Genomic DNA, 721 nt, shown 5'->3' with positions numbered 1-721 from the left:
GTTACACGCTTGGCAACAAGACATTAACAGAGTGCGAATTAGTCCTTGACTATGTTTGACTACATTTTAAGGAACAGCTTTCTACATAGTCTAATAGAAGATGTACTTTAGATGTTGAAATGAAACGTGTCACATAAAACACCGACATTAAAATCAAAAAACTCCTGAGCAGAGACTCAGGAGTTTTTTTATTGACACAATCAATTATTGTTGTGCTTTTTCTTTTACGTTTGCAGCACCTTGTTCAACAGCACCCGCAGTTGCAGCAGTCGCATCTTTAGCAGCTTGAACAGTTGCATCTGCAGCATTTTCAGTTGCAGTTGCAATATTGTGGGCAGCATTTTCAGTCGCTTCAGCAGCATTATCTACAGCTGTTGCTGTAGCGGCAGCAGCTTCATGAGTTGCATCTTCAGCATCATGTGCCGCTTGAGCTGCAGCATTTTCTAAGTGTTCACCAGTGGTTGCCCCAGTTTCAGGTGCTTTTTCTTTTGCACAACCAACAAGCGCCACAGTAGCGGCAAGACCTAAAGCAAGAAGTAGTTTATTCATTATCATGTTTCCTTTTTTTACATCCACTTAAGATGGGATAAAGCGAATATAACTAAAAAATATACAGCCCGATACGCATAATTGTTCAATAAATGTCTCTGTACACGACAAATTTCACAGAACCCTTATCCTATCAGGATTCTGCTTTCTTAAAATTGCCAAAATTTCCTTA

At 39.5% G+C, this 721-nt stretch carries 1 protein-coding gene; it reads right to left on the bottom strand.

Annotation, left to right across the window (positions count from 1 at the left end; all coding sequences use genetic code 11):
• Window positions 1-204: 204 nt before the first annotated feature.
• Window positions 205-549, bottom strand: a complete 345-nt coding sequence (locus HHA43_RS13115; RefSeq protein WP_168417951.1) for a hypothetical protein — start codon at window positions 547-549, stop codon at window positions 205-207.
• Window positions 550-721 lie beyond the last annotated feature (172 nt).

Origin of the sequence: Acinetobacter sp. A2 (assembly GCF_012371325.1) — a bacterium.
Taxonomy (GTDB): Bacteria; Pseudomonadota; Gammaproteobacteria; order Pseudomonadales; family Moraxellaceae; genus Acinetobacter.
Note: the sequence above shows the minus strand (reverse complement) of the source record. Positions and strands in the feature narration are given on the sequence as shown.